Origin of the sequence: Neisseria sp. HMSC064E01 (assembly GCF_001808875.1) — a bacterium.
GTDB classification, from domain to species: Bacteria; Pseudomonadota; Gammaproteobacteria; order Burkholderiales; family Neisseriaceae; genus Neisseria; species Neisseria sicca_A.
Genome location: NZ_KV794889.1, coordinates 44,516 through 67,322, shown reverse-complemented (window position 1 = coordinate 67,322; position 22,807 = coordinate 44,516). Strand labels below are relative to the sequence as shown.

19 protein-coding genes are annotated in these 22,807 nt (G+C 52.7%); 7 read left to right on the top strand and 12 right to left on the bottom strand.

The window, feature by feature from the left end; all coding sequences use genetic code 11:
• Positions 1-69: 69 nt before the first annotated feature.
• Positions 70-2,862 carry an isoleucine--tRNA ligase gene (gene ileS / locus HMPREF2572_RS02360; protein ID WP_070496058.1) on the bottom strand — a complete coding sequence of 931 codons (2,793 nt, stop codon included), beginning with the start codon at positions 2,860-2,862 and terminating at the stop codon, positions 70-72.
• A gap of 402 nt (positions 2,863-3,264) precedes the next feature.
• Between ileS and HMPREF2572_RS02355 the strand changes: the two genes are divergently transcribed.
• From HMPREF2572_RS02355 to HMPREF2572_RS02340, 4 genes are all read left to right on the top strand, one after another.
• A complete protein-coding gene (locus tag HMPREF2572_RS02355) occupies positions 3,265-5,490 on the top strand; it encodes a TonB-dependent receptor domain-containing protein (protein WP_070496056.1) in 2,226 nt (741 codons plus the stop codon).
• 58 nt (positions 5,491-5,548) lie between these two features.
• Entirely contained in the window at positions 5,549-6,349 is an 801-nt protein-coding gene (locus HMPREF2572_RS02350) for a ChaN family lipoprotein (RefSeq protein ID WP_083294130.1), read from the top strand.
• A 156-nt stretch (positions 6,350-6,505) separates the two neighbouring features.
• Complete coding sequence (locus tag HMPREF2572_RS02345) at positions 6,506-7,534, top strand: ChuX/HutX family heme-like substrate-binding protein (protein ID WP_070496052.1); 1,029 nt, start codon at positions 6,506-6,508, stop codon at positions 7,532-7,534.
• A gap of 84 nt (positions 7,535-7,618) precedes the next feature.
• The gene (locus HMPREF2572_RS02340) at positions 7,619-8,407 is read left to right on the top strand and encodes a heme/hemin ABC transporter substrate-binding protein (protein WP_070496050.1); all 789 of its coding nucleotides are present in this window, start codon (positions 7,619-7,621) and stop codon (positions 8,405-8,407) included.
• Here the strand turns inward: HMPREF2572_RS02340 and HMPREF2572_RS14535 are convergent.
• On the bottom strand, positions 8,396-8,539 hold the full coding sequence (locus tag HMPREF2572_RS14535) for a hypothetical protein (protein ID WP_168161771.1): 144 nt from the start codon (positions 8,537-8,539) through the stop codon (positions 8,396-8,398). The two genes, HMPREF2572_RS02340 and HMPREF2572_RS14535, sit on opposite strands and share 12 nt — an antisense overlap.
• 96 nt (positions 8,540-8,635) lie before the next feature.
• On the opposite strand from HMPREF2572_RS14535, the gene HMPREF2572_RS02335 reads away from it, so the two are divergent.
• Both HMPREF2572_RS02335 and HMPREF2572_RS02330 read left to right on the top strand, forming a co-directional pair.
• The gene (locus tag HMPREF2572_RS02335; protein ID WP_070496048.1) at positions 8,636-9,568 is read left to right on the top strand and encodes a FecCD family ABC transporter permease; all 933 of its coding nucleotides are present in this window, start codon (positions 8,636-8,638) and stop codon (positions 9,566-9,568) included.
• 1 nt (position 9,569) lies between these two features.
• Positions 9,570-10,313, top strand: coding sequence for an ABC transporter ATP-binding protein (locus HMPREF2572_RS02330; RefSeq protein ID WP_070496046.1), 744 nt, complete (start codon positions 9,570-9,572; stop codon positions 10,311-10,313).
• A gap of 248 nt (positions 10,314-10,561) precedes the next feature.
• On the opposite strand, the gene HMPREF2572_RS02325 is transcribed toward HMPREF2572_RS02330, so the two are convergent.
• The 5 genes from HMPREF2572_RS02325 to HMPREF2572_RS02305 all read right to left on the bottom strand — a co-directional run bounded on the left by HMPREF2572_RS02325 (position 10,562) and on the right by HMPREF2572_RS02305 (position 17,080).
• Positions 10,562-11,080, bottom strand: coding sequence for a gluconokinase, GntK/IdnK-type (locus tag HMPREF2572_RS02325; RefSeq protein WP_070496044.1), 519 nt, complete (start codon positions 11,078-11,080; stop codon positions 10,562-10,564).
• A 269-nt stretch (positions 11,081-11,349) separates the two neighbouring features.
• The gene (locus HMPREF2572_RS02320) at positions 11,350-12,735 is read right to left on the bottom strand and encodes a GntP family permease (protein WP_070496042.1); all 1,386 of its coding nucleotides are present in this window, start codon (positions 12,733-12,735) and stop codon (positions 11,350-11,352) included.
• A 313-nt stretch (positions 12,736-13,048) separates the two neighbouring features.
• Positions 13,049-15,085: a M3 family metallopeptidase gene (locus HMPREF2572_RS02315; protein WP_070496040.1), complete on the bottom strand. Its 2,037-nt coding sequence runs from the start codon at positions 15,083-15,085 to the stop codon at positions 13,049-13,051.
• Between the two features lie 244 nt (positions 15,086-15,329).
• Positions 15,330-16,196, bottom strand: a complete 867-nt coding sequence (locus tag HMPREF2572_RS02310) for a hypothetical protein (RefSeq protein ID WP_070496038.1) — start codon at positions 16,194-16,196, stop codon at positions 15,330-15,332.
• A gap of 32 nt (positions 16,197-16,228) precedes the next feature.
• The gene (locus HMPREF2572_RS02305; RefSeq protein WP_070496035.1) at positions 16,229-17,080 is read right to left on the bottom strand and encodes a mechanosensitive ion channel family protein; all 852 of its coding nucleotides are present in this window, start codon (positions 17,078-17,080) and stop codon (positions 16,229-16,231) included.
• Positions 17,081-17,379: 299 nt separating this feature from the next.
• On the opposite strand from HMPREF2572_RS02305, the gene HMPREF2572_RS02300 reads away from it, so the two are divergent.
• Positions 17,380-17,715, top strand: coding sequence for a hypothetical protein (locus HMPREF2572_RS02300; RefSeq protein ID WP_070496033.1), 336 nt, complete (start codon positions 17,380-17,382; stop codon positions 17,713-17,715).
• 199 nt (positions 17,716-17,914) lie between these two features.
• Here the strand turns inward: HMPREF2572_RS02300 and yacG are convergent, their stop codons facing one another.
• The 5 genes from yacG to pilB all read right to left on the bottom strand — a co-directional run bounded on the left by yacG (position 17,915) and on the right by pilB (position 22,636).
• Positions 17,915-18,100, bottom strand: coding sequence for a DNA gyrase inhibitor YacG (yacG, locus tag HMPREF2572_RS02295; protein WP_070496031.1), 186 nt, complete (start codon positions 18,098-18,100; stop codon positions 17,915-17,917).
• A gap of 26 nt (positions 18,101-18,126) precedes the next feature.
• Positions 18,127-18,777, bottom strand: coding sequence for a dephospho-CoA kinase (gene coaE / locus HMPREF2572_RS02290; protein WP_070496029.1), 651 nt, complete (start codon positions 18,775-18,777; stop codon positions 18,127-18,129).
• 1 nt (position 18,778) lies between these two features.
• Positions 18,779-19,642 carry a prepilin peptidase gene (locus HMPREF2572_RS02285; protein WP_070496027.1) on the bottom strand — a complete coding sequence of 288 codons (864 nt, stop codon included), beginning with the start codon at positions 19,640-19,642 and terminating at the stop codon, positions 18,779-18,781.
• A 1-nt stretch (position 19,643) separates the two neighbouring features.
• Positions 19,644-20,885, bottom strand: coding sequence for a type II secretion system F family protein (locus tag HMPREF2572_RS02280; RefSeq protein ID WP_070496025.1), 1,242 nt, complete (start codon positions 20,883-20,885; stop codon positions 19,644-19,646).
• 71 nt (positions 20,886-20,956) lie between these two features.
• Positions 20,957-22,636, bottom strand: coding sequence for a type IV-A pilus assembly ATPase PilB (pilB, locus tag HMPREF2572_RS02275; RefSeq protein ID WP_070496023.1), 1,680 nt, complete (start codon positions 22,634-22,636; stop codon positions 20,957-20,959).
• Positions 22,637-22,807 lie beyond the last annotated feature (171 nt).

The following is a 22,807-nucleotide window of genomic DNA, read 5'->3' as shown; positions in this document are numbered from 1 at the left end:
GGGGATGTCCAACTTTTGGGGTGCAGTTCAAACCTGATTCGGTTTCAGACGACCTTTTTTCAGACGAGCTTAAGCGTAATGCCGCTCTTCGCCTTTGCCGTCCACATTCTCGGCGCAGCGTTTGCAGATGGTTTCATGACCTGCAACTGTGCCGATGTCGTGGGTGTAGTGCCAACAGCGTTCGCATTTTTCGCCGTCGCTGGCTTTGGCGGTGACGGCAAGTTCGCTGCCGGTTTTGACTTCGACTTTGGACACCAAGAGGGCAAAGCGCAATTCTTCACCCAAGGCATTCAGGTAGTCGGCGGTGGCTTCCGGCGCGGTGATTTCGGCTTCTGCCTGCAATGACGAACCGACGGTTTTGTCGGTGCGCAAAGGCTCGATGGCGGCGGTTACGGCTTCGCGGGCTTCGCGGACTGCCGTCCATTTTTTCACCAGTTCGGCTTCGGCTTTTTCGTTAATGGGCGGGAACTCGTGCCAAGTGTGGAAGAGGACGCTGTCTTCTTCGCCGCCGCCGATGATGTCCCACGCTTCTTCGCCGGTGAAGCACAAAATCGGTGCAATCAAGAGAACCAGGCTGCGCGTGATGTGATACAGGGCGGTTTGCGCGCTGCGGCGGGCGTGGCTGTCGGCTTTGGTGGTGTAGAGGCGGTCTTTCAGGATGTCGAGGTAGAACGCGCCCAAGTCTTCCGAACAGAAGGCGACGATGTCTTTCACGGCGAAGTGGAAGGCGTAGCGCGGATAGTAGTCGCCCGCCAGACGCTCTTGCAGTTGGCGCGCCAATACTAAGGCGTAGCGGTCGATTTCGACCATATCTGCCTGCGGTACGGTGTGTTCGAACGGGTCGAAATCGCTGAGGTTGGCAAACAGGAAGCTCAAGGTGTTGCGGATGCGGCGGTAGCTTTCGGTGACGCGTTTGAGGATTTCTTTGGAAATCGCCAATTCGCCGCTGTAATCGGTGGATGCCGCCCACAGGCGCAGGATGTCCGCGCCGAACTCGTTATAGACTTCTTGCGGCGCGACGACGTTGCCGATGGATTTCGACATTTTGCGGCCGTTTTGGTCCACCACGAAACCGTGGGTCAGAAGCTGTTTGTACGGGGCGCGTCCCATGGATGAGGCGCAGCCGGTCAGCATGGAGGATTGGAACCAGCCGCGGTGTTGGTCGCTGCCTTCGAGGTAGAGGTCGGCGGGCCAATCCAATTCTTCGCGCTGTTTCAAGACGGAATAATGGGTCGAACCAGAGTCGAACCATACGTCCATCGTGTCGGAAAGTTTGTCGTAGTTTTCGCAATCTTCCGCGCCCAACAATTCGCTTTTATCGAGGGAGAACCATGCCTCGATGCCTTTTTCTTCGATTTTCAGGGCGATTTTTTCCAAAAGCTCGGCGGAGTTCGGATGCAGCTCGCCCGTTTCTTTGTGGACGAAGAAGGTCATCGGCGTGCCCCAGTAGCGTTGGCGCGAAACGACCCAGTCGGGGCGGCCTTCGATCATGGCTTCGAGGCGCGCGCGACCCCATGACGGGAAGAATTCGGTGTCGTCCACGGCTTTGATGGCTTTGTCGCGCAGGGTTTTGCCGTCGCTGCCGGCTTTGTCCATGCCGACAAACCATTGACCTGTCGCACGGTAAATCAGCGGGGTTTTGTGGCGCCAGCAGTGGGCGTAGCTGTGTTCGATTTTGCTGCTTGCCAAGAGGTTGCCGGTTTCTTCCAGCCATTGCAGGATGACGGGATTCGCCTCCCAAACGCTCATGCCTGCGACGCGCGGCGTTTCGCTGATGTATTTGCCTTCGGCGTTGACGGGGTTGTAAAGCTCGATGCCGTATTTGTTGCAGACGGCGTAGTCTTCCAAACCGTGCGCGGGGGCGGTGTGTACCAAGCCCGTACCGGCGTCGGTGGTAACGTGTTCGCCGTTGAGCATGGGAATATCGCGTTCGAGGAACGGATGGTTCATGTGCAGGTTTTCCAGCTTGTCGCCGGTGGTTTCCGCGAGGACGTTGAGGTCGTCTGAAGCAAAACCGTAGCGTTTGAGCGCGTCTTCCGCCAAATCTTTCGCCAGCACCAATTTGCCTTTGGGCGTATCGATTAATTGATACACCACGTCCGCACCCGCAGACACGGCTTGGCTCGCGGGCAGCGTCCAAGGCGTGGTCGTCCAGATGACGGCAAACGCCTTGTCTTCGATACCTGCCAAACCGAATGCGGCGGCAAGCGCGGCGGTGTCTTTAAACGGATAGGCAACGTCAATCGCAGGCGATACTTTGTCTTTATATTCCACTTCCGCTTCCGCCAGCGAAGAGCCGCAGTCCAAGCAGAACTGAACCGGTTTCGCGCCACGGTAGAGATAGCCCGATTTGTAGATTTCGCCGAGCATACGCACGGTATCGGCTTCAGTTTTGAAATCCATGGTCAAGTAAGGATTGTCCCAGTCGCCCAACACGCCCAGACGGATGAAGTCTTTTTTCTGACGGGCAACCTGCTCGGCGGCGTATTCGCGGCACAATTCGCGGAAGCGCGCTTTGGGCATATCTTTACCGTGCAGCTTTTCCACCATCACTTCGATGGGCAGACCGTGGCAGTCCCAGCCCGGCACATAAGGCGCGTCGAAGCCGGCTTGGGTTTTGCTGCGGATAATGATGTCTTTGAGGATTTTGTTGACGGCATGACCGATGTGGATGTCGCCGTTGGCATACGGCGGGCCGTCGTGCAGGATGAATTTCGGACGGCCTTTGGCGATTTCGCGCAGTTTTTGATAGCGTTTGTGCTCGTACCAGCTTTTCAGCCACGCAGGCTCGCGCTTGGCGAGGTTGCCGCGCATTGGAAACGGGCTTTCGAGCAGGTTTACGGTTTTGCTGTAATCGGTCATGTTGTGATTCTCTATGGTTTCGGTATTTCGGTTTCAGACGACGTTTCGCTAAGGTCGTCTGAAAAAATGCAAAGGGCTATTGTAGCCGAATTGTATTGTTTTTATAAGGGGTTTGGACGAAAGGCTGATGCTTGGCGCAAGGGTAGGGGAGTCGGTTTTGCCGTAAATTTTGCGGTTTGACGGATTCACATTAAACCGAGGCGGCATTGTCTCGATTTGCTTTGATTTTTCGTTACTTTTTTAATGAAGATTGACCCGATGTCAAAATTAAATGATAATTTATATCGTTATTATTATAAATAGATGAATTTAGTTTTATTACTTTGCAAAACACTCAGCTCTTCACTTGCGTTTTGCGTCTGCTCGTCCCTTAAACCTCAAAATAGGCGACATATTCAAGCAATGCTTTTCAAATCAAAATTTACCCTTCTTTTTCTAGCCGTTTCCGCTATTCCCGCTTCTGCCTTTGCCGAATCTTCCAATAATCAAATTTCCGCCGACGAATACCGTGCCGCTGCCGTAGGCGTACTGCCGACGGTTGAAGTGCGTGGAAAGCGTGCGGACAAGCCGTTTCGAACGCCTTCTGCGGTCAGCCACCGCGACGCGGACGAATTGGGGCAGGACGCGAATACGCTGATCCGCACCATGCCCGGCACGTTTACGCAGCACGATTTGGGGCAGGGCGGTTTTGCCGTCAATATCCGCGGACTGGAAGGCTTCGGGCGTGTGAATACGACGGTGGACGGCGTGACGCAGACCTTTTTCCAAGCCAATCCGGCGCACGGTTGGAACGGCAATACCACTTACGTCGATGAAAACTTTATTGCGGGTATCGATGTATCGCGCGGTTCGGTTGCCGGCGCGGGCGGTGTGAACGCCTTGGCGGGCAATGCCGAATTGCGGACGCTGGATGTGGATGATTTGGTCGCCAAAGACCGCAAATTCGGTTTTCAGACGACCTATCGTCAAGGTACGAACGGCTACGGCAAAAACGGCATGATGGGCGCGGCGGTCCGCCACGAATTTGAAAACGGCGGCAGCATCGGCTTTCTTAGCGCGATCAGCGGCAAGCGCAAGAGCGGCTATAAAAACGGTGCGGGCGAAGTGATTACCGGCGATGAATTTGACGCGGATACGGCGGCGGAAAGCGGCATCCGTTCGTGGGGTACGCTCAATAAGCTGCACATCCGCCCCAGCCGTTACCACAGCATCATCCTCGGCCATATGATGAACCGCGCGCGTTTCACCAACAACCACAGTCCTTTGCAGGTCAATACGCAGACGGGGTTGCTGAAATACCGCTACAACCCTTTGTCCGACTGGGTGGACCTCCAGCTTGACGCATCTTTCAGCAATGCGCGACAGAAGTTTTTACAGGGCGAAAGCGCGCGCGAGGATTACGTCGGACGTACCACACGCAGCCCGACCACTTCGCTGACTTTGCAAAACCGCTCGAACACCGACATTGGCAACAGCGAATTGTCGTTGAACTACGGCGCGAAATTCATGCGTACGCGCTACAACAGCAATTACGAAAACAACACCATGCTGCTTGCCGAAGGCAAACAAAACCTCGACAGCGCATTTTTCGATGCCGAGTGGAAACCCGGAAAATGGACAGTTCATGCCGGTTTGGGCTATGAACGCTACGGCTTGCGCGGCTATCTGCCGCCGACCGACGACGACGGCGCGATTATCCTGCCGCGCGGCGGCGACATCCGTTTCAACCGCAAAGAAGACCATCTGAATCCGCGTTTCGGCGTTGCGTACAAACCGTGGGACTGGTTGCAGGTTTACGCCAATATCGGCAAAAGCAGCCGCAGTCCGACCGTGCAGGAATTCATGTACGTCAACAACGTCCAAGGTAGCCCGTATTCGGTCAATCCGTATTTGAAGGGCGAATCATCGTTCAACCGCGACATCGGCTTCAACATCCACAAACAAGGCATCTGGAAAGCGGACGACACTCTCAACCTGAAAGTCGGTTATTTCAACAACCGCGTGAAGAACTATATCGTCCAAGACCAGTTTTATATCTGTCGGGACAACGGCGTACAGCGTTGCACCATCGACGAGGCGGTCGGTAGCGACAGCAATGCGATAGGCGTGTTCCGCAATATACCCGACACCACCAAGATGCGCGGTTGGGAAATCGAAGGCGGTTACGACTTCGGACGCGGCTACATCAATCTCGCGTGGAGCAAAACGCGCACCACCTTCCCGCATGATTTCCTTGCCGATTTGGGCTTCTCCCATATCCGTGCCATGCCTTCCAGCGTTTGGATGGTGGATGCGGGAACGCGCTGGCTGGACAACCGCCTGACAGTCGGCACGCGCATCAGCTATACGGGCAAAGACACCGTGGCTGAAGGCGTGGATGTCGATACTCAGGTTCAGACGACCCGCCAAGTCGCCGGCAATCCCAAAATCATCGACCTTTACGCCACTTGGCAGGCGCGTAAAAACCTGCGTTTCTTCTTCAATATCGACAACCTGACCAACCGCGTTTACAACTATCCGCTCAGCGGCGGCACGCTCGCCACGGGTAATTTGGGCGAAGGCAACAACGTCAACCAAGGCACGGGACGCGGACGGACGATATACGGCGGATTGACCTTGAAATTCTAAAAGGTCGTCTGAAAAGCGCAAACGCCGTTTCAGACGACCCCAAACCGACAGGACAAACATGATGTTCAAACCGATTTTATACAGGCTCGCCGCTGCCGCTTGGCTGTTTGCGGCAGCCGCCGTCCACGCCGCCGCGCCGCAAGGGCGGATTTACGATACGCAGGCGGGGCGGGAAATTGCGCCCGAAGCTTTGGTGCAGCAGTTGAAGCAGGCGGATGTCGTCTTAATCGGCGAGAAACACGACGAGGCGGCGCACCACAACGCGGAAGCATGGCTGTTGGCTCAGACTGCCGACGCAAGGCAGTCAGGCTCGGTGCTTTTGGAAATGCTGGACGCTTCGCAGCAGCGGCAGGTCGGCGAAGTGCAGGCATGGATGCAGTCGGGCGGCAAAACCACGCCGCACCGCCTGAATGAAAAAATGGGCTGGAACAACGCATGGCAATGGCAGGATTACAGCACCCTCGTCCATTTTCTGATGGGACAAAAAGCCAAAGTTTTGGCAGCAAACCCCGAACGCGCCGCCGTACGCCAAGCGGCTTCGTTTGTGCCGCAGGGGAAAGCGGGCGGCGATGCGCGCGTACGCGAGGCGCTGGGCGAAATCATGGGCGGCAACCACGGCAGCACCGACGGGCTGGTGTCCATGCAGCAGTTTAAAGACCACACGATGGCGCAAAACCTGATTGCCGCGCCCAAACCCGCATGGATGCTGGCGGGTGCGATACATACGTCCAAGCAGCTCGGCGTGCCGCTGTTTCTGCGCGATGCGGGGTATGGCGGCAAGGTGAAGGTCGTGATACTCGCCGACCCTGCCAACAGCCCCGAAAACGAACATGGCGACTATATCTGGTATGTGAAATAGACGTGCAGTCAAGATACAGGTCGTCTGAAAACGTAGGTCGGATACTTGTATCCGACATTCATGCTTCTAAAACATAAGAAACAGGCTGTCGGATTCGAGAATCCGACCTACGTTTTTCAGACGACCTCCCAACCCACCACAAGGAAAGATGGAAAAATGCCCGAACCAACCCTTTACGAACGTTATCTCGAACTCAAAAAACAAGGCGTGCACCAGCGCGATGCCGTTGCCCGTCTGGGCGTCAGTGAAGGCGAACTCGTTGCCGCCTTCCCTGAGACACAATATCTGGGCGGCAACTGCGCCGACTTCCTGCCCGAACTCGAAGCCTTGGGCGAAGTGAAAAGCGCGGTACGCAATGTTGCCGCGTTATCCGAAAAAACAGGTATTTACCGCAACCTCGAACTCTCGCCCATGATGGGGACAGCCATTAATTTGGGCGGACTGGATTTGCGCCTTTTTATGCGCCATTGGAAACACATCTTCGCCGTCCGCAACGGCGAGGCGCGCGCGTTTCATTTTTACGACACGGCGGGTAAAGCCATTCAAAAAGTCCATCTGACCGAAGCTGCCGCCATACCCGTATGGGAACGCCTGTGCGCCGCCTACCGCACGGATGCCGCGCCCGTTTTTGAAACGCCGCCCGAAGCTGCGCCCTACGAAAACGTCGAGCTGACGGACGACGCGCTTGCCGCCTACCGCGAAGAGTGGAAAGGGCTGAAAAACGTCCACCATTTCCGCATCGTCCTCTCCCAATTCGGCATAGACCGCCTGCAAGGTTTGGAATACGCGCCTGAAGGCGACGCGCAAAAACTGAAGCGCGAAGCCGTCGAGTTCATTTTCCGTCAATGCGCCGCAAGAGGCATGACCCTGCTCGTGTTCGTCAACAACAGCGGCATCGTCCAAATCCAAACCGGACAGGTTCACCATGTCGATCGTGCCGACGGCTGGCTGACCGTCAGCGATTTTGCCGAAGAAAAATTCAATTTCTTCCTCGACGACGCCAAGCTCGCCGAACTTTGGTTCGTTCGCCGTCCGGGCAGTAACGGCATTGTCCACAGCATCGAAGCCTATGACGATCGCCGCAATTTGGTGCTGCAACTGTTCGGCAGACCTGCCGATGCGGAAGCGGAATCCGAAGCGTGGCGCGCGCTGATTGCCGAAGTGCGCCAACAATACGGGCTGTAATCTTTTTTGAACCCATACCTCGTCTGAAACCCCGTTTTGGGTTTTCAGACGACCTCCAAACCCCGCAAACCATACGGAAACATCATGAAAAAACACATCTTCGCCGCCGTCCTGACCCTGCTTGCCGCTCATGCCGCCGCGCAGCGCGTCGTGATCCTGACGCCCGACGTTGCCGACATCGCCGCCAAACTCGGTGCGGACAAAGAAGTTGTCGGCATCCACGAGTTCAATCGCAACCCCGCCTATAAAAACACGCCGTCCATCGGCTTTTACCGCAATTTCTCCGCCGAACCCATCATCGCTAAAAAGCCCGATTTGGTGATCGGAAGCTGGATGGCGAAACCCGACGGCATTTACGCCCAACTCAGCCGCGCCGGTGTCAAAGCGGAAAACGTCAATTCAAACGAAACGCTGGAGCAATACCAGCAAAGTTTCGCCCGCATCGGCAAATTGTTGGGCAAGGAAAAGCAGGCGCAGGCTTTGGCGCAGCAGTTTAAAAACAGCATCAAGGCGCAGCCTGCCAACGGCAAACGCTACATCCTCAGCTACGACGGCCGTTATGTTGCGGGTAAAAACACTGTCGGCGACGTGCTGATCCGTCTGGCGGGCGGGACGAACGCGGCGGCTTCGGTGGACGGACTCAAACCGTTCTCACGCGAAGGCTGGCTAAACGCGAAACCTGACGTCATCATCATCGCCAAACACAATGAAAAAGCCCTCGGCGGCCTCGATAAAATCATGACGCGCCCCGAAATCGCCTCCAGCCCCGCCGGGAAAAACAAACGCATCCTGTTCTGGCAGGCGGACGACTATATGCGCTACGGCCTCTACACGCCCGACATCGTCCGCAAGCTGCACGATTTAGGGAAATAAGGGGAGGTCGTCTGAAAGTTGCGTGATGGCATGAAGTCGGATAGGACAATCCGGCTTCTTGTCGGTTTCAGACGACCTTCTTTTGCCGTCGTTGTTTCGGAACAGGTGAACATGACGGCAACGGCGTTTCATGTGCGTTTATCGTGAACAGGTCGTCTGAAAACGGGCAGCGGCTAATCCGTCGGCGTTTCGCAGCCGCTGCCGAAATAATCTTCAAAGAATCACAACATGAAAAAATGGCTTCCGGCGTTGCCGGTTTTATCTTTGTTTCTGATCTGGTTTTGCGCCGGAGTGGGCGAGGGCGGGTGGAGCAATCCGCTTGCCGCCGATCCCGTGTTGATGGAAATCCGCCTGCCGCGTATTTTTGTCGCTTTGCTGGTCGGCGCGGCACTTTCCGCCAGCGGCGCGGCGTTGCAGGCATTGTTTGAAAACCCGCTTGCCGACCCGAGCCTGATTGGTACGTCGGGCGGCGCGGCGATGGGCGTGGTGCTGGCGATTGCGATGGGCTGGAACATCGCCGTACCGCTGGCGGCATTTGCGGGCGCGTTTGCCGTCTGCATCCTGATTCTGTTCGGACACCGTCTGGTCGGCGGCGGCAAGCTGGGGCTGTTGGTCATGGGTTTTGTGGTCAGCGCTTTGTGCGGCGCGTTGGTCAGCCTGATTCTCTTCCTTTCAGACGACATGGCATTGCGCAGCGCCATGACTTGGCTCTCGGGCAGCTTCTCCGAAGCAGGTTTTGTTTCGCCCGCTTACGCAGGCGGCGTGATGCTGGCGGGTTTGGTCGTGTTGACCGCCGTCGGCCGCCGTCTCGACTATCTGCTCTTGGGCGACGAAACCGCGCACACTATGGGCATCAGCGTCGCCGCCACCCGCGTGGCAACTATCATCGGCGCGGCTTTGATGACAGGAGCAGCCGTCTCGCTCGGCGGCATCATCGGTTTCGTCGGCATGATGATACCCAACGTATTGGCGCAGGCAGTCGGCGGCTCGCGTACCCGCCTGATTATCCTGTCCGCCGTCGTCGGCTCGATTTTCATGTTGCTCGCCGATACGTTTGCCCGCTGGGTGGTGTACCCCATCGACCTGCCCGTCGGCATCGTCATCGCCATTTTGGGCGGGCCGTTTTTCCTGTGGCTGATTGTCAAAGACCAAAGGAGCTGACATGGCATTGCTGATCGAAAACTGCACCGTCAAAGCCGGAAAACGCACCATCCTGTCTTTGGAACGCGCCGAATTCCCCAAATGCGCCGTCAGCGCGGTCATCGGCCCCAACGGCGCGGGCAAGTCCACCCTGCTCAAACAGTTCCTCTACCATCCGCAAGCAAGCTGGTGTGGCACGCCCATGAAGGACGCGCTCAAACAACATAAAATCGCCTGGGTCGGTCAACACGAACATTTCAACCTCCCCATGACACTGTCCGAATACGTCCTCATCGGGCGATACCCCAAACTCGCCTGGTATCGGCGACCCAAACAGGCAGACACCCGACGCGCCCAAGCCCTGCTCGAGCATTTCGACCTCGCCGACCTGCAACACAAACGCATCCAAACCCTCTCCGGCGGCGAACAGCAACGCGCCGCCGTCATCCGCGCGCTGTTGCAGGATGCCGAAGTCCTCTTTCTCGACGAACCGACCAACCATCTTGATGTCCGCTATCAACACAGCCTGATGCAGCACCTCACCACCTTGCCCGAACAAGGCATGACCGTCGTCATGGTGTTGCACGACCTCAACCTCGCCGCCCACTACGCCAGCCATATCACCTTGATGAAAAACGGCAATATCACCGCCGCAGGCACGACCGCCGACATCATGGACGCCGAACGCCTCAGCCAAACCTACGACTGGCGCATCCTCGAATGCACCGCCAACGGCAAAACGTGGTTTCAAGCGGAGACTTTGTGAGGGGTCGTCTGAAAAGCGCATGCATTGCGGGTATTTTGTAAAATGAATCTCCGCAAAAAGGTCGTCTGAAAAAGAAATATTCAGACGACCTTTATCGTCAATATAAATAAAAGATACCCATGACGTCATTTCCTGACCTGCGTAGGTCGGATTCTCAAATCCGACAGCTTTAGACGTTTGAAATCTTCGTAAAAAAGGTCGTCTGAAACTTTCAGGCGACCTTCCTTATACCTATTTACACACTTTCTTCACAACAAATCTTCCGCTTTAACCCAAGCCAGAATATCGGCTTCTACGGCTTCGGGTGAACCGGGGTTGTCGATTTTGACGCCGTATTCGTCCGCGCCGAGTTCTTCCAGAATTTCCAGTTGCGAATCCAGCATGCCCGCTTTCATGTAATGCCCTTGGCGCGCCATCATGCGTTCGAGGTTGATGGCTTGCGGCGGTGTCAGGTGGATGAAGGCGGTTTTGCCTTGCGCGCCGCGCAGGATGTCGCGGTATTGGCGTTTCAACGCGGAGCAGGTAACGATGGTATACGCCGCGCCGCTTTGCGCCTGTTCCGTCATCCAGTCGCGCAGGTTTCGCAGCCACGGATAGCGGTCTTCGTCGGTCAGCGGGATGCCCGCGCCCATTTTGTCGCGGTTGGCTTGGGTGTGGAAATCGTCGCCTTCGGCGTAGGGGCATTGGTCGAGGTGTTTTTGCAGGGACAGGGCGGCGGTGGTTTTGCCGCAGCCGCAAACACCCATCATCACAAAATGCGTCGTCATGTTCTCTTCCTTTGTTTGGGTTGAAAGATATAGTGGATTAACTTTAAACCGGTACGGCGTTGCCTCGCCTTAAGCTCAAAGAGAACGATTCTCTAAGGTGCTGAAGCACCCAAGTGAATGGTTCCGTACTATCTGGATTTTGGGGAATTTTGCAAAGGTCTCTATCTGTACTATCTGCGGCTTCGTCGGCCTTGTCCTGATTTTTGTTAATCCACTATATAAGTTCGGGTGGACGGTTTAGAGCGTCTCAAAACCGTTTTCAGACGACCTCAAACTACGGCAAACAGCAGCGCCGACACTGAAAAGCCGATGGCGGCAATCAGCGTTTGGTTGACCGTCCATGTTTTCAGCGTGGTCGGTACGTCCATATCCAAAAGGCGGCCGACCAGCCAGAAGCCTGAGTCGTTGAAGTGGCTGCAACCGACCGAGCCTGCCGCGGTTGCCAAAACGACGCAGGCGAGTTGCCAGTCGTTGAACCCTGCGGCGGCAACGGCGGGTGCCATCAATGCGGCGGCGGTTGTCAATGCGACGGTTGCCGAACCTTGTGCGATACGCAACGCCAAAGCCACTAAGAAACAGCCCAGCAATACGGGTATGCCCAAATTCGCCATGCTGTCCGCCAACGCCTGACCGATGCCCGACGCGCGCAGCACGCCGCCGAACATCCCGCCCGCGCCGGTAATCAAGATGACCGAACAAACGGGGGCGAGTGCGCCGTCCACCGTTTTCTCCAGCGCGCTTGCCTTTTCGCCGCGTTTGCTGCCCAAAACATAAAGTGCCACCAAAACCGAAATCAGCAGCGCAACCGGAGTCGAGCCGATCATGCGCGCCACCTGCACCCAATGTTCGTCTGCACTGACGACTTTTTCACTGATTAAGGTGGACAGCCCCGTGTTCATAAAAATCAACAGCATAGGAATCAGCATAATGCCGACCACGGTCGAAGCCTTAGCAGGCGTTTGCGGCCGATCGTTGTCCACCGCGCCGCCGCTGAGCAAATCGGGAACGGGAACGCGGATGGTGCGTCCCAAAACCTGCCCCAGCAGATAACCGCTGACATACCAAGTGAACATGGCAACGGGCAATCCCAAAATCAGCACCTGACCGATGTTCGCCGAATAAAATTCCGAAGCCGCAATCGGGCCGGGGTGGGGCGGCAGGAAAACGTGCATCACCGAAAACGCGCCGATGGATGCCAGAGCATAAGGCAGTACGTCCTGCTTCATGCGCCGCGCCGTTGCGAAGACAATCGGCAGCATGACCACCAGCCCCGCGTCAAAGAAAATCGGGAAGCCGAAAATCAGCGACGCCACGCCCAAAGCAAACGGCGCACGTTTTTCGCCGAACATCCGAATCAGCGCATCCGCCAGCGACTGCGCCCCGCCCGAAGTTTCCACCAGCCGCCCGAGCATTGCGCCCAAGCCGACCAGCAAAGCCACGCTGCCGAGCGTGCCGCCGAAGTTTTTCAGCAGAACGTCGTTCACAATCTTATCCATCGGCAACCCCGTCGCCACCGCCGTCAGCAGGCTCACCGACACCAAGGTCAACAGCGCATGGACACGCAGTTTCACAATCAACAGCAAAATCAGCACAATCGCCATCGCCGCAATACCCAGCAGCCCGCCCGCGCTCAAAGTCTGCGTCCAACCGTCCATTTTGAAGCCTTTCTTTGTAATCAGAATACAAGGTAGTTAAGGTTTTTCAAACGTATCAAATAAACCATAGCACGATTTGCAACGGGGCGGTATGGCAGTTTTTTGATGCTATAAGCGATTAATTTTTAGATGAATTTTAATGATGAATGGGAGACAAAATAGAGAGCAGGAAAGATCAGGTCGGATGAGGTATTAAATAAGGCGGAGAGGTCGTCTGAAAGTTTCTTTATCGGGTGTCGGACATGAAATATCATGCAAAAAGGTCGTCTGAAAACTTTTCAGACGACCTTTTTTCATTACATCAACCTTACCATCAAGCCGCGTTGTCGAAGCCGCTGTGGCGCAGCAGTGCGTCTATGCTCGGTTCGCGTCCGCGGAAGGCTTTGAAGGACTCCGCCGCGCTGCGGGAGCCGCCGACGGCGAGGATTTCCTGCCAGAAGCGTTTGCCTGTGGCGGCGACGTCGTCGCTTTCTTCAAAGGCGGCGTAGGCGTCGGCGCTGAGGACTTCGGCCCATGCGTAGCTGTAATAGCCTGCGGAATAGCCGCCGGCGAAGATGTGGCCGAAGCTGTTGGCGAAGCGGTTGTATTCGGGCGGTTGGATGACGGCGACTTCTTTGCGCACGCTGTCTAAAACCTGCGGCCAGTTTTTCAGACGACCTTCGTCGTCTTCGCTGTAAATGGTCATGTCGAAGAGGGCGAACTCCATCTGGCGGACGAGGAACATGCCGCGTTGGAAGTTTTTGGCGGCGAGCATTTTGTCGAAGAGTTCTTTCGGCAGGGGTTCGCCGGTTTCTTCGTGGGCGGACATTTGTGCCAAGACGTCGTATTCCCAGACGAAGTTTTCCATAAACTGGCTGGGCAGCTCGACGGCGTCCCATTCGACGCCGTTGATGCCGGATACGCCCAGTTCGTCCACTTGGGTGAGCAGGTGGTGCAGACCGTGGCCGGTTTCGTGGAAGAGGGTGAGGATTTCGTCATGGCTCAAGTGGGCTTCTTTGCCGCCGACGGGCGGGGTGAAGTTGCAGACGAGGTAGGCGGTGGGTAGTTGCAGCGTGCCGTCGGCAAAGCGGCGGCGGCCTTTGTAGTCGTTCATCCACGCGCCGCCGCGTTTGCCTTCGCGGGCGTAGAGGTCCATATAGACGCCGCCTATGGTTTTGCCGTTTTGCTCCAGCTCGAAGTAGCGCACGTCTTTGTGCCAGACGGGAACGGTTTTTTCGGCGAATCCGATGCCGTAGAGTTTTTTGATTTGGGCGAACAGGCCTGCCAGAACTTTGCTGACGGGGAAGTATTTTTTGACTTCGGTTTCGCTGAATGCGTATTTGGCTTCGCGCAGTTTTTCGCTGGCGTAGCTCAAGTCCCACGGCTGCGGGTCGGCGAGGTTCAGGCGTTCGCGGGCGAAGGCTTTGACTTCGGTGAGGTCTTTTTCGGCGTAGGGTTTGGCGCGGCGGGCGAGGTCGTGCAGGAAGGTGAGGACTTGTTCGGGGCTGTCGGCCATTTTGGTGAAGAGCGACAGTTCGGCGTAGTTTTTGAAGCCGAGCAGTTTGGCGGTTTGCAGGGCGTTTTCGAGGGTGCGGTCGATGTTGGCGGTGTTGTCGAATTTGCCGTCGTTTGAAAGTTCGCTGGCACGGGTAACGTAGGCGCGGTAGATTTGTTCGCGCAGTTCGCGGTTGTCGGCGTATTGGATGACGGCGAGGTAGTGCGGAATCTGCAAGCCGATTTTGTAGCCTGTTTTGCCTTCGCTTTGTGCGGCGGCGGCAAACATGGCGAGCGAGTCTTCGGGGATGCCGGCAAGCGGTGCGGCGTTGTCGAAATAGAGGGCAAAGGCGTCGGTTGCGTCTAAGACGTTTTGCGAGAATTTGGCGGAGAGTTGCGCGCCTTCGGTTTGTAGTTTTGCCAGCTCTGCCTGCTGTTCAGGCGGCAGTTCCGCGCCGCTGAGGACGAAATCGCGCAGGTCGTGGTTGAGCTTGGTTTTTTGTGCGGGGGAGAGGGTCTCGAATTCGGGGGAATTTTTGATGGTTTTGAAGCGGTTGTACAGCTCGATGTCTTGTCCGATTTCGGTGAAGAAGACGGTGATTTCGGGCATCAGTTCGTTATAGACGGCGCGCAGTTCGGGCGTATCGACGACGGAGTTGAGGTGCGACACGACGCCCCAAATCCTGCCGACGCGTTCGGTGATGTCGGTCAGACGCTCGACGGTGTTTGCCCAGTCGGTGTGCGTTTGGGCTTTGACTTCGGCAATCTGCGCGCGCGCTTCGGCGATGGCGGTTTGCAGGGCGGGTTTGATGTCGGCAGTTTGGATGGCGTCGAAACGGGGTTCTTCGCCCAAATGGAGCAGTACGTTGTCGGTCATAGATGGGATTCCTTTGTGTGGGTGGCGGGGTCGGACGGAGGTCGTCTGAAAAATGGCTGCCGCCTGAGTCAATGGGAAAATGGGGATAATGTGTGTCTGGGTTTTAGGTTTGCCGTTCGGGCGAACCGATTGTGTTTTCAGACGACCTGTTTGGATTCGGGGTCGTCTGAAAACGATGGGGCAAACGATAGGGGAGATATAGTGCCATCGCGTCAGGCTTAAAGCGTCTTTCCCTGTTTTTACGCTATTCTGCGCCGCGCGGGTTGGATTGGAGCGGGGCGGCGAGGTCGAGGCTCATCGGTGTGCCGGCGGGGGCGAATACGGCTTGTGCGATATTGGTTTGCAACGAATCGGCAAACGCGCCGCGGTAGATTTTCGCGCCTTGGTGGGTCAGGTTGGATTGGACATCGACATAAACTTCGCCGCCGATTTGCTGCCACAGGCGGCAGAACGTGTAGTCTTCGGAAAGGTAGCGTTTGCTTTCGGGATCGACCATGCAGTCGAAGAAGCGGTAGTGTAGCCCTTTGTCTTCGCGCTTGTAGTCGCTGTCGGAGATGTAGTTCAGCTCGGGGTAGGCGGCCATCATTTTTTCGAACACGCTGCGTTTGATGACCATGAATCCGGTCGGCGCGTCATCGACTTTCATAAAGCCTTCTTCATCGACGCGCAACACGATTTCGCCGTTTTCGTTTTTATCGCCGGTGTTGACGGTGTAGGCGGTGTACATCCGCTCGAAATCCGCTTGGGTCGTACCGGCGGGAACGCCCTCGTCAGGCCAGTTTTCGCGTTTCAGCGGATAAATGCCAGCAACGACGTCTTTATCTGCCAAAAGCAGGCGGTAGAACGCTTCGGCGGAAAAACCGATGTCGGAGTCGATCCAGAAGAGGTGCGTCCATTCTTTGTTTTCCAAAAAGGTCGCCACGCAATTATTGCGCGCGCGGGTAATCAGGCTCTCGCCGCGCTGCATCATCACTTGCAGCGGCCAGCCGTTTTGTGCGCTGGTGTTGACGATGTTGAGCAGCGAAAGGACGTAATTGTGGAAATATTTCCCGTCGTGGCTGGGGGTCATGATGACGGGGTACATTTGCGTAAGGGCGGATTCGGGCAACATAGTATTTTCCTGATTATTAATAGATTATGGGCTTAAGCTTGAGGGTTTAGCAGGCGGTATTGTACGCGCAAAAATTCGTCTATAACTGCCTGCTGGATTTCTAAACGCTTCGCCACGGGCGAGGCATAGCGCACGATGATAAGGTACACCTTGTCGTCATGCGGCACGCGGGTTACGCGCGGCTGGGCGGCGGGTGTGATAAATAATTTCTCCGCCTGAACATTATCCAAATGCTGTTGGATGGCAGGCACATAAGGTCGGCACAAAGGCTCGAGTACGGCTTTCAGACGACCTACAATCTCATCTGAATCCAAATGAATCGGTACGGGAATTTCCACAGTATGAATCACATAGTCGCCCAAAATATTGTCGCGGCGGACGGAATGGTTCAAAAGCAGGCTGTTGGGGAACGACAGCGTTTTGCCCGAAAGCTGACCGACCAGCGGGTTCGGACCGATCTGCATCATCAGCGTGTTCAAAAGATTAATATCGACCACCCGCCCGCGCAGGCCGTCAACTTCGATGTAGTCGCCGACCGAATATTGTTTCGTTACCGAGCGCAGGATGCTGCCCGACAAACACATAATCAGCTCTTTAGTCGCCACCACAATCGCCGCTGCCACCGCAAACATCGACAGCGCCAGCGTCTGAATTTGTGTCGCCCAAATCACTGCCAGCCCGAAAATGGTCAAAATCAGCGTCAGATTGCGGCTGAGTACCAAAGAGCGGCGTTTTTCCTCGATGCTGTAATGCGGATGGCGGCGCAGATACAGGTTCAACAAAACACCCCGCAAAACCAGCAGCGCCATGACCATCAGCACCGATTCCACCACCTCCTCGCGTACCGGCAGAGTATGCAGCCATTGCCGTACTGTGTCCCACATAGTGAAAAATCCTATATTTATCTTGATATTGTTTTCAGACGACCTGCAAACTATCGGCACAAGCTGCCAAGCCGTCTAGGAAATGACATTATAAATGATAACGAATGGAGAGGTCGTCTGAAACAGTCGCAACAGTCATATCATCGAAATTACGCGTTCAGACGACCTTTAAAAGCTATAATGATATACTGTAACACTATGTTAATAAAGAAGAAATTGTTTACTGAGCTGCCAAAAAAGGATATTATAGGGAAGTAACCTAAAGGGTTTGAATTAACCACCGATAACGAGGAATCAAAATGACTTGCAAAATCCACGATCATCACGATCATACCCACGGCGCCGGTTGCGGCCATACCGCCATCAAACACGACGACCATACCGACTATCTGCACGACGGTCATCTGCATCACGAACACAACGGTCATTACGACGAGCACAGCTTAAGCGTCAATGAAACCAATCCCGACGGCTGCCACCCTGTCGATACCTGCAAAGGTCACGTTCACGGCGAAGGCTGCGGCCATGAAGCCGTACCGCACGGCGATCACACCGACTACATCGTCAACGGCCGCCTGCACCACCAACACGGCGACCACTGCGACGATCACGGTCCGGTTGAGATTGTGAAGTAAGCGCAATAGAAGCAGTTTCTTCTGAATAAGCGTTAAAAACAAAAGGTCGTCTGAAAATGCTGCTTCCGTAAAAAAACGGAATGGCGTTTTCAGACGACCTTTTTGTGTTTTCCATCTCATTGAGAAGGAGAGGGGAGGGGTAAATGGCTTTAGCTTTTGTTTGTTAATTCAGTTCTATTAGATAGTTATGCTCTATCGTTTATGATTTTAATAAGTCCGATAAGCTGTCATCTTCTTCCGTTGCGACCGTATATTTCTCTTGCGCCCATTCGCCTAAGTCAATCAATCGGCAACGCTGACTGCAAAACGGTCGGTATTTACTCCCATCATTCCATATCACCGGCTTTTGACAGGTCGGACATTTCACAGTCGTTACTTCAGTCATTATTTATCCTTTTAAATTATTCATGCTTAGTCTGTTGATTGGGCTATTTTAGGCAAGGATGTACGGCATTTCGGGCTGCCTGCATATCCCAGATAAAACCTATGCAGCCCCTGAACTTTCTTGGTCAATTCAGATAAAGTCCCTTCATTTTCTAAGACATCATCTGCATAGAGCAGCCGCCTTGTGCGGTTGGCCTGAGTATTCATAATGCGCTTGATCTCTTCTGTGTCCAAACCGCTTCTTTGCTGAACGCGAAGAATTTGGGTTGCTTCAGAAACGTCGATAACCAATACTCTATCAACAACCGCTAAAAATTCCGGATTTTCAATCAGCAAAGGCACATCGATAATGCCGTATGCTGCATCGGGATAACAGGTCTTTGTTGATTTGATTTCATTTAAAATCAAAGGCAGTAATACCTCTTCCAATTCTTTTTTGGCTTGAGGTCGTCTGAAAACAATATCTCTCAAAGCGGCGCGGTTCAGACTGTTTTGAGTATGAAAAACCTTGTCGCCAAAAAGACGGCGGATAGCCGGTAATGCTATACCGTTATCCGCCGTCAGGTTTCGACTCAGAGCGTCGGCATCAATATGCGGGGCATCCAAATCAGAAAAGATTTTTGCTGCTTGAGATTTCCCGCTGCCAATACCGCCCGTCAAACCTATCCATAAAGTCATATTAAAACCCTGATTTGGTCAGCCACCAAGTTACGGCACGATGTACCGGTTCATTAGCTACCAAAATAATCCATCCGGCAATGGCCAAACTCGGACCGAAAGCAAAATATTGTCCTTTGGCAACCCGTCCGATAATCGCGCCAATCAGACCAATGAACGCCGCCATAAAAACCAATACAGGTAAAATGCCGGCCCCAAGCCATGCACCTAGGGCAGCCAGCAATTTAAAATCGCCGTTACCCATGCCGATTTTTCCAGTCAAAAGCTTATAGATGAAACACAACAACCACAAGCTCATGTAACCGAAAACTGCACCTAAAACGGCAGATTTCAATGGCACGAATGTACCGTTAAAATTAAACAGCAAACCTAGCCATATTAAAGGCAGGGTCAGGCTGTCTGGTAAATATTGAGTATCCGCATCGATAAAGGTCAATGCAATCAATATTGCAGTCAATATCAACCCACCGAATGCCGCCATCGTCCAGCCATATTGCCACGCTACTACGCCGAACAATATACCGGTCAATAATTCGATTAAGGGATAACGAATGCTGATGGGCGTTTTACACGAACCGCATTTACCGCCAAGCATCAGATAACTGACAATCGGAATATTTTGCCAAGCCTTTACCGGAGCATGACACTGAGGACAGCGGGAATCCGGTTTCATCAAATTGAATGGTTGCTGCTCTTCTTCCGTTAATTCAAGTTGCAAATGCTCTTTCGCAAACTGAGTCCAGCCGCGTTCCATCATGACAGGAACGCGGTAAATGACGACATTCAGAAAACTTCCGATTAATAAACCGACTACGACAGATAATGGGATCGCAAATGGCGTTAATGTATCCAAAGATTCCAACATATTAACCTACTACGTTGCCGAGGTTAAACAGCGGCAGATACATTGCTACCAACAGTGTGCCGATGATAGAGCCTAAGACTACCATAATAATGGGCTCCATCAGTGAGGATAATTGTGCTACAGAGTTATCAACTTCATCCTCGTAAAATTCAGCAGCCTTATTCAGCATATCATCGAGGGAGCCGGATTCTTCACCAATAGCAGCCATTTGAATAACCATATTGGGGAACATATCCGTACTTTGCATACTTGAAGTTAAAGAAAGACCCTGAGTAACTTTTGCACGAATGTCCTGTGTCGCTTCTTCGTAAAGGATATTACCAGCTGCACCTGCTACTGAATCTAAAACTTCTACCAAAGGTACACCTGCTGCGAACAGGGTGGAAGTGGTACGAGCCCAGCGAGCAATAGTTGCTTTACGGACAATTTGACCAAAAATTGGTAAACGTAAAACCATTGCATCTATACGTTTCTGGAAATTTGGTGATTTTTCATGTAGTTTATAAACACCAAAACAAATGGTAATCACCATAACAATCATCAGCCACCCATATTCCACGAATATTTTAGAAATATCCATAACAATTTTGGTTAAACCAGGCAATTCAGCACCCATCCCAGCATAAACTTTACCAAATTCGGGCAGTACCCAACGCATCATCACGAAGATCAATGCTATTGCAACAACTACAATGGAAATCGGATATGTCAGTGCGGTTTTTACTTTTTTCTTAATGGCTTGTGTTTTTTCTTTATATACAGCAAGTTTATCCAATAGGCTTTCTAAAACACCGCCAGCTTCACCGGCTGCAATCAGATTGCAATAAAAACGGTCGAAATATTTTGGGTATTTGGCAAATGATTTACCTAATGCACTACCTTGTTCCACATCTGCACGGACTTGCATCAACATTTCAGTCATAGATGGGTTAGAGTGTCCGCGTGCGACAATTTCAAAAGCCTGCATTAAAGGCAGACCTGCTTTCATCATGGTGGCGAGTTGACGGGTAAAGACAGTGATGTCTTCCTGAGTAATACGACGCTTTTTAGTTGCCTTTACTTTACTGATACGTAAAGGACGTATCCCGCGGCGTTGGAGCTTTTTACGCGCTTCTTCTTCGTCTTTGGCGACTACTTCACCTCGGACTAATTGATCTGTATTGGTATTTTTACCTTCAAACGTAAAACGTTTACCTTTGTTTTTTTGAGCGAATAAGCCTTTTTTTTGCTCTGCTTGAGCCATTTTGTTACCCCTTGGTTTAATGTTTAAGAATGAAGAAAACAAAAGTCCCCGTATTTCTTCGATTCAATGGTTTAATCGTTAGTGTGAGCAATGACTTCTTCTAATGAAGTCAAACCCTGCATAGCTTTTAACAAACCTGCACGGCGCAAATCGACCATACCTTCTTTATAGGCCATGTTCATAATATCAACTTCCGTACCATTATTCATAATGATACGTTGCATTTCCTCAGTAATCGGCATGACTTCGTAGACGCCGACACGACCTTTAAAGCCTTTGCCACGACAACTGTCGCAACCAACAGGACGGTAGAGTTTCCAATCTTTTGCCAAGTCTTCATCTGTAAAGCCTGCTTTTTTCAATGCAGGAACTGGAGGACGTTCAATCTCACGTTTACAGCTTGGACAAAGACGACGTAATAATCGTTGTGCCATAATCAAGCTGACGGAACTGGCTATATTGAACGGAGCAACACCCATGTTCAACATACGGGACAGTGTTGCAGGTGCGTTATTAGTGTGCAAAGTTGAAAACACCATATGTCCGGTTTGTGCCGCTTTGATGGCAATATCCGCAGTTTCCAAATCACGAATCTCACCGACCATGATGATATCAGGGTCTTGACGCAAGAAAGATTTCAATGCTGCAGCAAAAGTCAAACCTTGTTTATCATTGACGTTGACTTGGTTGATACCAGGCAAATTAATCTCCGCAGGGTCTTCTGCAGTGGAAATATTGACGTCTTCTGTATTTAAAATATTCAGACAAGTATAAAGCGATACGGTTTTACCTGAACCTGTCGGACCTGTTACCAATACCATGCCATAAGGGCGATGAATGGCCTCAAGCAGCATTTCTTTTTGGAAAGGCTCGAATCCCAACTGGTCAATATTTAAAGTTGCCGCATCAGAATTCAGAATACGCATTACTACTTTTTCACCAAAAAGGGTGGGTAGCGTACTCACGCGGAAATCAATGGGGCGACCATGTTTATGGAAAGCAATCTGAATGCGACCATCTTGTGGTACACGTTTTTCAGAAATATCCAAACGCGCCATTACTTTGATGCGTGAAGCCAGCTGTCCGCGTACTGCAACAGGCGGTTGAACCACTTCTCTTAGCTGTCCGTCTACGCGAAAACGGACACGAGCCATTTGTTCGTAAAATTCAAAATGTATATCAGATGCGCCTGCATTTAGTGCATCCGATAAAGTTTTGTGAATAAAACGAGGGATAGGACCATCTTCAGCTTCTTCATTGTCAATGTAGAGAGCTTGTGAGGGTTGCGTAGCTTCTTGTTCTTCACTGATCTCTTTTAAAATGGTGGTGGAACGTTGTCCCAACCACTCCAAGAGAGAGCTTAATTGGTCGTCGGGTACAACAACCAAATCTATCGTAACACCCGAAGAAAAAGTGATTTTTTGAAAGTTTTGGATTTGCGTCGGATCGGATACGGCCAGATAAACTTTACGACCGCGACGAAATATGGGGATGCAGCGATTTTGAACCATTTGTTCTTCGCTCAAAACATCAGTAATGATGTTGCTGCGAGGGTAATGATGCAAATCCAATAATGGGTAGCTGAATACACGCGCAACTAATTCACCTAAACTTTTAGGGGAGATGATGCCATCCGCAAAAAGCATGGGTAATATTTCTTTACCTGTTTTTAAGGCGCTGCCGTAATGTTCAGCTTGTGCATTTGTAATGGTTTGGCTTTGAAGCAGTACGCGTAATAGTCCGATACTCATTATTCAATTGTCCGTTTCTTGTATAACCTTTTACACAGCCAGATATTCTCAGATAGTCTGCTGAGAAATTATTTCACAAAGGAGTAGTTCCTGTTGTTTACTCAAGATTTTTGTATTTAGCTGTATTAAAAGGGAATTTTATTCTAAGTGTTTTTATTTTATTACTAAAAG

What these genes read in the sequence shown, in the direction of transcription:
- ileS (WP_070496058.1), bottom strand. Translation starts at nt 2,862, where the DNA reads ATGACCGATTACAGCAAAACCGTAAACCTGCTCGAAAGCCCGTTTCCA.
- HMPREF2572_RS02355 (WP_070496056.1), top strand. Translation starts at nt 3,265, where the DNA reads ATGCTTTTCAAATCAAAATTTACCCTTCTTTTTCTAGCCGTTTCCGCT.
- HMPREF2572_RS02350 (WP_083294130.1), top strand. Translation starts at nt 5,549, where the DNA reads ATGATGTTCAAACCGATTTTATACAGGCTCGCCGCTGCCGCTTGGCTG.
- HMPREF2572_RS02345 (WP_070496052.1), top strand. Translation starts at nt 6,506, where the DNA reads ATGCCCGAACCAACCCTTTACGAACGTTATCTCGAACTCAAAAAACAA.
- HMPREF2572_RS02340 (WP_070496050.1), top strand. Translation starts at nt 7,619, where the DNA reads ATGAAAAAACACATCTTCGCCGCCGTCCTGACCCTGCTTGCCGCTCAT.
- HMPREF2572_RS14535 (WP_168161771.1), bottom strand. Translation starts at nt 8,539, where the DNA reads ATGAAACGCCGTTGCCGTCATGTTCACCTGTTCCGAAACAACGACGGC.
- HMPREF2572_RS02335 (WP_070496048.1), top strand. Translation starts at nt 8,636, where the DNA reads ATGAAAAAATGGCTTCCGGCGTTGCCGGTTTTATCTTTGTTTCTGATC.
- HMPREF2572_RS02330 (WP_070496046.1), top strand. Translation starts at nt 9,570, where the DNA reads ATGGCATTGCTGATCGAAAACTGCACCGTCAAAGCCGGAAAACGCACC.
- HMPREF2572_RS02325 (WP_070496044.1), bottom strand. Translation starts at nt 11,080, where the DNA reads ATGACGACGCATTTTGTGATGATGGGTGTTTGCGGCTGCGGCAAAACC.
- HMPREF2572_RS02320 (WP_070496042.1), bottom strand. Translation starts at nt 12,735, where the DNA reads ATGGACGGTTGGACGCAGACTTTGAGCGCGGGCGGGCTGCTGGGTATT.
- HMPREF2572_RS02315 (WP_070496040.1), bottom strand. Translation starts at nt 15,085, where the DNA reads ATGACCGACAACGTACTGCTCCATTTGGGCGAAGAACCCCGTTTCGAC.
- HMPREF2572_RS02310 (WP_070496038.1), bottom strand. Translation starts at nt 16,196, where the DNA reads ATGTTGCCCGAATCCGCCCTTACGCAAATGTACCCCGTCATCATGACC.
- HMPREF2572_RS02305 (WP_070496035.1), bottom strand. Translation starts at nt 17,080, where the DNA reads ATGTGGGACACAGTACGGCAATGGCTGCATACTCTGCCGGTACGCGAG.
- HMPREF2572_RS02300 (WP_070496033.1), top strand. Translation starts at nt 17,380, where the DNA reads ATGACTTGCAAAATCCACGATCATCACGATCATACCCACGGCGCCGGT.
- yacG (WP_070496031.1), bottom strand. Translation starts at nt 18,100, where the DNA reads ATGACTGAAGTAACGACTGTGAAATGTCCGACCTGTCAAAAGCCGGTG.
- coaE (WP_070496029.1), bottom strand. Translation starts at nt 18,777, where the DNA reads ATGACTTTATGGATAGGTTTGACGGGCGGTATTGGCAGCGGGAAATCT.
- HMPREF2572_RS02285 (WP_070496027.1), bottom strand. Translation starts at nt 19,642, where the DNA reads ATGTTGGAATCTTTGGATACATTAACGCCATTTGCGATCCCATTATCT.
- HMPREF2572_RS02280 (WP_070496025.1), bottom strand. Translation starts at nt 20,885, where the DNA reads ATGGCTCAAGCAGAGCAAAAAAAAGGCTTATTCGCTCAAAAAAACAAA.
- pilB (WP_070496023.1), bottom strand. Translation starts at nt 22,636, where the DNA reads ATGAGTATCGGACTATTACGCGTACTGCTTCAAAGCCAAACCATTACA.